This window comes from Verrucomicrobiales bacterium, from assembly GCA_016793885.1.
GTDB lineage: Bacteria > Verrucomicrobiota > Verrucomicrobiia > Limisphaerales > UBA11320 > UBA11320.
Genome location: JAEUHE010000093.1, coordinates 84,812 through 94,309, shown reverse-complemented (window position 1 = coordinate 94,309; position 9,498 = coordinate 84,812). Strand labels below are relative to the sequence as shown.

At 57.0% G+C, this 9,498-nt stretch carries 7 protein-coding genes; 3 read left to right on the top strand and 4 right to left on the bottom strand.

Translation table 11 applies throughout. The features are described 5' to 3' along the window. Nucleotides 1-313 precede the first annotated feature (313 nt). Both JNN07_11160 and trxB read right to left on the bottom strand, forming a co-directional pair. Nucleotides 314-646 (bottom strand): hypothetical protein, encoded by a 333-nt coding sequence (locus tag JNN07_11160; protein ID MBL9168290.1) that lies wholly within the window; start codon nucleotides 644-646, stop codon nucleotides 314-316. Nucleotides 647-657: 11 nt separating this feature from the next. After that, nucleotides 658-1,587 carry a thioredoxin-disulfide reductase gene (trxB, locus tag JNN07_11155; protein MBL9168289.1) on the bottom strand — a complete coding sequence of 310 codons (930 nt, stop codon included), beginning with the start codon at nucleotides 1,585-1,587 and terminating at the stop codon, nucleotides 658-660. A gap of 114 nt (nucleotides 1,588-1,701) precedes the next feature. Between trxB and JNN07_11150 the strand changes: the two genes are divergently transcribed. The 3 genes from JNN07_11150 to JNN07_11140 all read left to right on the top strand — a co-directional run bounded on the left by JNN07_11150 (nucleotide 1,702) and on the right by JNN07_11140 (nucleotide 5,702). Then, complete coding sequence (locus JNN07_11150) at nucleotides 1,702-2,238, top strand: peroxiredoxin (protein ID MBL9168288.1); 537 nt, start codon at nucleotides 1,702-1,704, stop codon at nucleotides 2,236-2,238. Between the two features lie 64 nt (nucleotides 2,239-2,302). Further along, on the top strand, nucleotides 2,303-3,412 hold the full coding sequence (locus JNN07_11145) for a sugar phosphate isomerase/epimerase (GenBank protein MBL9168287.1): 1,110 nt from the start codon (nucleotides 2,303-2,305) through the stop codon (nucleotides 3,410-3,412). Between the two features lie 343 nt (nucleotides 3,413-3,755). Further along, nucleotides 3,756-5,702: a hypothetical protein gene (locus tag JNN07_11140; GenBank protein MBL9168286.1), complete on the top strand. Its 1,947-nt coding sequence runs from the start codon at nucleotides 3,756-3,758 to the stop codon at nucleotides 5,700-5,702. Nucleotides 5,703-5,794: 92 nt separating this feature from the next. Here JNN07_11140 and JNN07_11135 read toward each other — a convergent pair whose 3' ends face one another. Then, entirely contained in the window at nucleotides 5,795-6,307 is a 513-nt protein-coding gene (locus JNN07_11135; protein MBL9168285.1) for a hypothetical protein, read from the bottom strand. A 314-nt stretch (nucleotides 6,308-6,621) separates the two neighbouring features. Next, nucleotides 6,622-9,378 carry a hypothetical protein gene (locus JNN07_11130; GenBank protein MBL9168284.1) on the bottom strand — a complete coding sequence of 919 codons (2,757 nt, stop codon included), beginning with the start codon at nucleotides 9,376-9,378 and terminating at the stop codon, nucleotides 6,622-6,624. Between the last annotated feature and the right edge of the window lie 120 nt (nucleotides 9,379-9,498).

Here is a 9,498-nt window from a genome sequence, read left to right as displayed (position 1 = left end):
GCAACCCGCGTTGGGGTTGTGAGAAAACAACGACTAACCCAGGGTAGGCGCTCCCGCTTCGCGCCAACCCTGGGCTTTGAGGCGGAATCCCTGTGGGATTCTAACATCTGGTCGAAGAACTTGTGGGTAATACTCAGAGAGTTCTGCCGCACTCCCTATCGTCAAACGCTTCGCGAAGCGTCTTGGAGTGCTGTAGCCCTCGACAGCTTTTCGGGTACCCCGGAGGGGGATTCCAATGGTCATTACCCAGAAATAAGTACACCCCAGGCCAAACCGAGCCCAACAAAACGCCCGCCATTTGTGAGCCGCTATACTAGTATCGGGGCACTTTCGGATCCACCTCCGTTGACCAGCGGTCGATGCCACCTGTGAGGTTGTATAGTTTCTGAAAGCCCAGGTGCTTCAATTGAGCGATGGCGTTCAGGCTACGGACGCCGTGGTGGCAATAGACCACGACATCCTCGTTTTTCCACGCTTCGAGCTCCTCCACTCGGTGGAAGAGCTCGCCGAGTGGAATTAAGGTCGAGTCCGGCAAGGCTGCTAACTCGTGTTCCTCCGGTTGGCGGACGTCCAGCAGGCGGGGACGTGGCTCCGTCTGGATCCAGGCGGCCAGCTGCTGAGGCGTGAGGGAGGCGTATACAGACACAACTCAACGACCTATTGGCTCAGGGTGCCCAGGAAGCGTTCACAATCGATCGCCGCTGCGCATCCCATCCCGGCCGCTGTGATGGCCTGGCGGTAGACGTGATCCGAGCAATCTCCGGCTACGAACACCCCTTCGATATTGGTGGCCGAGCCTTCCTTGGGAATCACGTAGCCATTCTCATCCATGTCAATCAGCCCTTTGAACAGCTGGGTGTTGGGGACATGGCCGATGGCTACAAAGACGCCGGCGCAGTCGACGGTGTTTTCCGCCCCTGTCTTGAGATTTTTGACCCTAACGCCGGTCACCTTGTTCTGCTTCACATCCAGCACCTCGGTGACGACCGAGTCCCAGATGGGCTTGATTTTAGGATTGGCGAGAGTGCGTTCAGCCATGATGCGTGACGCGCGCAGGGAGTCCCGACGGTGGATGAGGTAGACCACGGAGCCGAAGCGGGTCAGGTAGCTGGCTTCCTCACAGGCCGAATCGCCGCCGCCGACCACCACCAAGGGCTGGTTGCGGAACATGGGCAGGGCGCCATCGCAGGTCGCGCAGTACGTAACCCCTTTTTTCTCCAGCAGGTCTTCACTTTCCAGGCCGAGGTGGCGGTGGCCAGCTCCGGTGGCGATGATCAGACTCTGGGTGGTCACCGGTTCGCCATCCACTTTGAGCTGGAAGGGCCGCTGGGAGAGGTCGATCCCGTCGACGGTTCCGAACTGGACGCGAGCCCCAAATTTTTCCGCCTGTTTCTGCATCCTGGTCATCAGCTCGTAGCCGTCCACACCCTCGGGAAATCCGGGGAAGTTTTCGACGATGCTGGTGGTGGTGAGCAGCCCACCGGGCATGCTTCCGGTCAGGACCAAGGGGTTTAGGTTGGCTCGCGCGGTGTAGAGGGCCGCGGTCAACCCCGCACACCCTGTGCCAATGATGACTACTTTTTCCATAAGTCTTTGAACCGTAATTGTCGCAATGACAGTTGGCAAGTGATGAGAAGGTTGAACAAATCGAATCGCCATCCCGTCTGATGCACTATTAGCAGCTTAACTTGGAACCAGGCTATGAAAGACAATGTGCTGAAGTGGATTGTGATGACGGGCACGGCCCTATGCATCTATATGGCGCTGCACTTGCATGCGGGGGATTCTCCCAAGGTCGGCGGCCGAGCTCCGATGGTCAGTGGCAAGAACCAAAACGGCACCCCTTGGAGTTTGGAACAGGCCCTTACGAAGAGCGCCGTCCTGCTCTATTTCTATCCTAAGGATGACACGCCGGGGTGCACCAAGCAGGCCTGCGGCTTGCGAGATCGCATCGGCGATCTGAAAAAGGAGGGAATCCAAGTGATCGGTGTCAGCCGCGACACCGAGGCCAGCCACCGGGCGTTCATTTCGAAGTTTAACCTGAACTTCGACCTCCTCGCGGATGTGGACGGAAAGATCACGGCGGCCTATGGAGCTGAGTTTCCGGGGCGGGACACCCTTTCACGTCGGGTAAGCTTTCTGATTCGGAAGGACGGGACTGTGGCCCACGTGACGGATACCATGAAGGCAGAAACGCATCTGGAAGAGATGAAAGACGCGGCTGCCAAGCTGAAGTAGTGGTTTTTTAATCATTGCCTTTTTATTCCTCCTGGCTGAACTAGAGGCCATCAATCTCGGCATTATGATGAAAACCACTTGGTCCCGGCGTGAATTTGTACAAACGACTTTTCTGGCTACCGCAGCAGCCGCGGTGGCGGCCCCTTTAGTTGGCCAGGCGGCGGACGCCGTTTCCGGGACGGGGAAGCAGAAGCTGAAGCTGGGGTATGATAACTTCGCGGTCCGGGCGATGAAATGGAAGGCGGCTGAACTGATCGGATACGCCGACCAGCTCAAGGTGGATTCTCTCTTCATCACCGACTTGGATGCGTTCGTGAGTACGGATACCGCCCATCTCAAGCAGTTGAGGTCGATGGCGGCGGACAAGGGGATTGAGATCCAGCTGGGGACCTGGAGCATTTGTCCGACGGCCAAGAATTTTAGGAAGAAATGGGGGACGGCCGAGGAACACCTGGGTTTGGCGCTCCGGATGGCGCATGACCTGGGCTCACCCGTCATTCGCGTCGTTTTGGGTGGGGGTGAGGATCGTCGTGGGCCGGGCGGAATTCAGGCTCGTATCGAGGATACGGTGAAGGTTTGCCAGGCATTGCGCAGTCGGTCGCTCGATCTGGGAGTGAAGATCGCCGTCGAGAATCATGCGGGCGATATGCATTCGCGTGAACTCGTCACCCTGGTGGAGGCGGCCGGTAAAGATTATGTCGGCGTGAATATCGACCCGGGCAACGCCTGCTGGACGATGGAGGATCCAGTCGCCAATTTGGAGAACCTGGCCCCTTACACCCTGACGAGCAGCATGCGGGACTCAATGGTTTGGACCTATGCCGATGGAGCTAAAGTTCAATGGACGGCCATGGGTGAGGGCATCGTCGATTTAAAGACCTATTTCCGCCGGTTCGCGGAGCTTTGTCCCAACGCTCCGGTCCATATTGAGACCATCTCGGGATTTGCGCGCGAGATCCCCTATCTGAAGCCCGAATTCTGGGACGCCTACGCCGGTTATCGGGCCTCCGACTTCGCCAAGTTCGTCGCGTTGGCCCAGAAGGGTAAAGCGATCGAGCCCCATCGCTCCGCCAACGAGGCGGAGGAGCAGCAATATCAGAAGGGCGAGATCGAACGGAGTATTAAGTACTGCCGTGAGGTGTTGGGGCTGGGACGTCGCCAACTCGCGGGCTAGCCGTTGGTGCGTAGTGGGGCGAGAAGTAAAATTAGTAACCCCCGAAGCTAACCACACGAGGTTAATCGGGAGTCTAATAGCTGAGCTGTCTCTCCAGGGGCAGGCAGTCGTTAGCCTTCCAAGCTTTTGCGTAGCTTCGCTCCTTTTGCCCGGTTATCGGAAACCCCATTCTTTTTTTCGCTCAGATCCAGCGAAGGTCTTGTTTATGGACCACCTATGTGCTCTATTTTCTGCGAGAACAGATCTGTCGCTTGCCTAAATAGTTTGAGGTTAAACAGCTGATAATGTCGGTGTTCGGAATGTTACATATGGAGGATCGATTCCCTACCGAGGAGATTGCTTAGTGGATGATCTGGAGGGATTAAACATGCGGCTGACCCCATCATTTCTGATCAGTCAATTCGGCCGGCTATACCGTGCATGTGGAGACTCTATACCGACGTGTGCGGTCGCATTGTTTTGGGCTTTGTTTTCTTCATTAGGAACCTCAGCTGAACTCTTGGCAAAAGATTCAGCGAAAGTCTTTGAAGTCAATGCAAACGCCGATTCGGGGCCGGGATCTTTTCGTCAAGCACTCCTAGATGCCAACACCTCAGGCGAGGCAATTATTCGTTTCTCGGCGCTCGCGTCACCGATTGCTCTCCATTCAAACCTACCCGTCATTGTTTCAAATGTCCGCATTGACGGGGCGGGCACCAACTCTACGCGATTCACAAGCGTGGAGCGCATCGAGCTGGTCTTCGCCGCAGGAGTCCACCTTCTCCGTGATGTTAGTCTCACCAACATTACCATTAGAAACGAAGCTGCTCTTACGATCCGGAATTGCGTTCTAAGTGGACGGTTTTCCGTGGGAAGGGGCGTGCAAAACGCTGGTGAACTTACCATCGATCATTCGGTGATTTCTGAGCATCTCCTTTCCTCTACGGCAGAATTCCGACTTGGTGGAGCCGGGCTCCACAATTCCGGTAACGCTTCGTTACGGGGAGTTACCTTTTCTCAAAACTTTATTTATGGAGCACGCGGACAAGGTGGGGAAGGCGCTGCCATTTTCTCACAAGAGGGTCATATTAGCGTCAACCAGTGTACATTCGTCACCAACCGTGTGTACGGAGGCGAAGGCCCAAGCTGGTATTTTTCCGACTCCACCTTTATGGGATTTCCCGGCGGCCGTGCAGGTGGCGCGGCTGTTTGTCTCGTCTCGGGGACTGCTACGGTTTCAGACAGTCACTTCCTGGAAAATTGGTCGGTCGGAGGTGTTGGCGGTAAAGGAGTAAACGCTTCGGGCGCCGGGGGGGGTGCTTACGGCGGAGCGCTGGAACAACGCCAAGGGCAAGTGCGGCTGGAGCGTTGTACGTTCTCTCGTAACCTCACAATCGGCGGAGATGGAGGACAGAGCGTTCGCTACCTGGGTGCTCCACCGGGCGACTCCTATGGAGGAGCCGTCTATTCCTCGGGCGGCACACTGAAATTGATTGGTTGCACCATTGCTCGAAACGAGTCCGTTGGCGGCGTTGCCGGACTGGATTGCTATATGTGCGGTGGTGGCGGCAACGGAGGCGATGCTCGAGGGGCTGGGATCTTCTTCGCAGGTGAGAATGGTGATATTCAGGGATCCACCATTGCTGAGAATACAGCGGTCGGCCAGAGTGGCCATCTTTACCCCGCTGGACTAGGATCTGGAGGGGGTATCTTTTCAACCCAAGGGGTGCTCCATCTTAAGAATTCAATATTGGCCTCTAATTACGGACTTTCGGGCACGAATAGTCGATTATATGCCTCGGAGGGTTTTGGTGAAATCCGCAGTGACGGACATAATTTGATTCTTTCAACAAACCAACTGATTGGCTTCTCGGAGGCAGATATCTTAGGACAAGAACCAAGGCTGGGTGAGCTGGCTTTTCACGGCGGTCCCACTCCGACCTACTCGTTGTTGGCCTCCAGTCCCGCCATCGATGCCGGGGCAGATACAAAAGAAGCGATAGATCAACGAGGCTATCCACGAAGATGCGATGATGTGTCCACGATGAACAAGGCTGGTACCACCGGTGTAGACATTGGCGCTTTTGAAAAACAGACGGGGGACTGTCTATTTTCGCTATCCGAAAACCTGGAGCTTCGCTTCTCAAGTGACCCGGGCAGGAACTACGCCGTGGAATATCGCCCCAACATTGTAGAAGGGGAGTGGATTCGAGTAGATACAATTTTGAGTGGAACTGGAGACGTATTAGTTTTCCGAGACCCAGCCATCCCCACTGCCGCCGCACGGTTCTACCGAGTTATACCACGGTGATCTACCTGTCTATCTTCCGCCCTTTCGTCAAGCCGGCCTGGCAAGATAAACCGTGACACCCGGCGAAACTCCGCAAGCCAAGAGTTAATTGCCTACATCCCCATCTTGGCGAGCTGGTTCTGGAGCTCGGTCTGGAAGGCCATCACATCCATCTGGGACGGACGGTAGCCCTTCTCGGCCGGAGCCATTCCCAATCGACCATATTGGTCGAGATACCAGTCGGCGGTCTTCTTGTCGCTGAAAGTGACTTTGCCGCTGACCATGGACCCTGGACGGGTGATGGTATCGATGCTCACGGAGACGTTCCCGCCTAATCCAGGCTGGGCCTCATCCGGAGCCAAAGCAGCGTCTTCGGCGAGATCCTGGGATCCTCCCAAGCCAGCCTCCGGCGTGGATGCCGGTGTTTCGGCCGGAGCGCCGATGGTAGCAACGGCTTTCACGGGTTCCTGGTCCTTAGGCTTCAGCTCAAGTTCGGCCAGCAGCATCTTGACCTCCATGTAGGTCAGGCGTACGCCCAGCTCGGAGTCGAGCCGGGTTTGAATTTCGGAAAGTTTCAACCCTTGTTGAATCCAATCCACCACTTTTTGCTTCTGGACGTCAGTCATGTTCGGTATGCGCTCGATCAGCGCACCCCTATTTAGCGCTTAGGGTAGGCCCTTTACAATATCCATCTCTCTGGGGAGGGGAGCGGAGGGAAACGTTACGGGGGTAGGGCGAGACTCCGCTCGAGCCCTCAAGGGCCCGAGGGCGCCGAATCGAGAAGGGGCTGCGTCGAGGGGAGCCGAGGGGGTGACGATCACCTGGTGGCCCTTGCGGAGTTGCCCTGTTGTTATCCAGAGCCTGGGGCAGGACTGGGCTCGAACAGAGTCTCGCCCTACCTTAGTGACGAAATGGGGTAGGGCGAGATTTGACCGTTGCTTCATTCCGGAACGAAGCGAAAAAATGCGTTACTAGCTCCACCGGGCGTTTCGAAATAGAACAAATCGCCCTGCGCGTCCGACTTCATTCTCGTCTTGGTTTCCCAGGGTGACCACAGATTGCTCGTGCGTTCGAGGCGGTAGGTGTCACCAGGAATCCCTGTGCCGAACACCTTGGTCATCGACGGCGACCACTCGAGACCGTCTGAAAACCGCAGACTCAAGAGATCCCAACCCTCCAGTCCATCGTCAGCCCAGTGGGCGAGGCAATAGGCTTGGTTTAGTCCAACGAAGATCGGCCCGGTCGTGTAGGCATCGGCCACTCTCAGCGTCCGATTGATCAGCGGGTAGGTCGAATACTGGCGGTCGTCCTCGTAGAGTAGCCATCGACCCTCCTGGACCATTTGACTGGCCCGAGCGGAGTCGGGTTCGTAGTAGACGGCCCAAACGGGGACGCCTCCTCCGCACGCAGGACGGAAGAGTTTCCCCTGATCCGAAGCGGCCTGCGAGAGTTCCGTTGTCGCAACATAAATGCGGTTGGACGAGATCATTTGCCCTCGAACATCGATTTGCATCGTCAACGTCGATGTCACCTCTCCAGGGACCGTTGAGACGCTCGTCCCGGTAAAGTAGGTCGCGTTCTTCCCATCCGACATCGCGCTGGTGCCTCCCATGTCCAGGTCCATTCTCCATTCCAGTCGGCCTACCGAATCCACCGACTGAACCGTGCTCTTCAGGGAGTCATGTCGCTGCCACAGGATCAGCCGTGTGTCCTCCGGTCCTTCAAAGACCTGGATCAAGGACCGGTCGGCTGGGATGTCGGCTGCCCAGGCCTGGCGCCCATCAACGGACCATCGAGCCACCCGGGTGAGCGGATTCACCCCTTCGCCCTCGGGGGTCCCGATCGAGACCGCTCCATTGTCCTCGACCGCCAGGAGGAACCCAGAGGGGAACCGGAGGCTAGCCCAGGCGGTGCCGTCCGGTTTCGCAACCCGAACGTTTAGCGCAGCATCGGTCGTTAGATAACCCAGTGCCGCGACTCCGCTCGGGCTGACTTTCATGACCATGGCCTCTGGGCGCCCCGTTTGGGCACCTTCGACGGGCCAAGCGATCTCCCAGGCACGAGCACCAGTGGGAAAGAACTTCGTGACCGTCAGGTTGCCGTTGCCGGAGAACCAATCGACTTCTCCGGCTCCGATAAAGCCATTTTGAGCGCAATCCACCCAAAGATCGAAAGGCGGGTTCTGACGGAACGATGGTTTCACCCGTGCTCGAAAAAAGTTGCCTGGGTTCCCGGCGGAAGTGACGGATCCCACATCCAAAGCCAGACCGGATTCGGCGTTCGGTTGCGGGTTACCTAGCGTCCGCACTTGGCCGTCCGACTCCACTTTCACCACCGGCAGCGCATAGCCATTAATCCCATAATCCACAGCCGAAATATTGGTGACCGGAAGATGCCAGGCAAATTGACCTGCTGCGGTCAGCTTGAGCAGTCCGGTCCTGTGGTCATAAGGTCCCGAATTCACTCCCAACCCGCCGGAGGTCGTGAGGTAGTAAATCAGCGGATTGTTTTGAGCGTCGAGACTGAGCAGCTGCGGCTCAACCCGGGGGCGGGAGCCTGGATCTAGATCGTATTCTTTCGTCCAAGCGAGTACTCCATCGGCGGAGTAGGAACTCGTGATCAACTGGCGATCCGAGGCCTTGCAGACGACGATTTGTCCGGCCGGATCGATTGCTAACAACGAATCCTGTTCCCAGGTTTCTCCTGAGGAGGAGGTCATCCAGCGACGTCCGCCATCGGCGGTATATCCGACCAGGAAAGTTCGGGGAGTCGTGGCGTATCCCCTGATGATACCAATTCGGCTCCAATGCCAGCTGGAGCCTGCCAAGACAACCCGATTTTGCGCGTCCGTCCGGACCTGAACCTGGCCGATCTCAGGGTTGCTAGGCACGATCGGTAGCGATAGAAACGAGAACTGTTGGACGTCTTCCTTTACCGTCCAGATGACTTCGCCGTGCGGACTGAGCTTTCGGAGCGCCAGATGGACGATCTCTCCGGGATCCTTCTCGGGAGCTTCCACTTGGACTAGAATGCCATTCCCCTCGGCATCGACCGAGAGATCCTTGAAAGCCGTGTGAGTGTCGGCCCGGAGGAGCCCTCCGAGCTCGAAATCGCGCGTCCATGTCAGTTTGCCGGTGCGATCCAGATAGAACACGCGAACGAACCGTTTTGTGGAAAGCAGCGATGACTCCACGATCCAAACATTTCCTTTGGCATCGATGCCACTGATCTGTGGGGACACCGCAGGGAGTGACTCGGATCGCCAGATCAGCTGGCCAGCCGGGCTGAGCTTCGACACATACGCTCGTGCCTCCCGTGAGCCAGTCGTGTTTTGGATCCACTGGATCAAAACGAGGTTCCCCTCCCGATCCAGCTGTCCTTCCCTGATGTAACCCTCGATTAGGTTGGTCGCGACCGGAACTCCCTCGGAGTCGTACCGCGCCAAAACCCCCTCCCGCCCCGCCATCCCCGAGTTCACCAGGATGGTGATCGAGCCGTCCGGCCTGCCTAGCAGCCCTATTGATTGTAGGGATGAACCGACGATCTGTCTGGAGCGATACAGGGGGACTGTCCAGTCCGCAGAGCCAGTGCGGGCTTGGGTCGTCTCAGCCTTTAGAAACAAGCCCAGCGACAGGAGGAGCCGAAAGCAATACCATGCACTGGAGCACCGGCCTGGGCGAGCTAGGTATATAGTCATGGGATGGAATGGTTCCTTACACGAACTTTGGGATGAAGATGCTGAATTAAAGCATAGGAACGCTAAATCTCCGTAAGGCCTGAGGCAACGCGAAACTACAGCAGTTCTCCTTTTGACGGA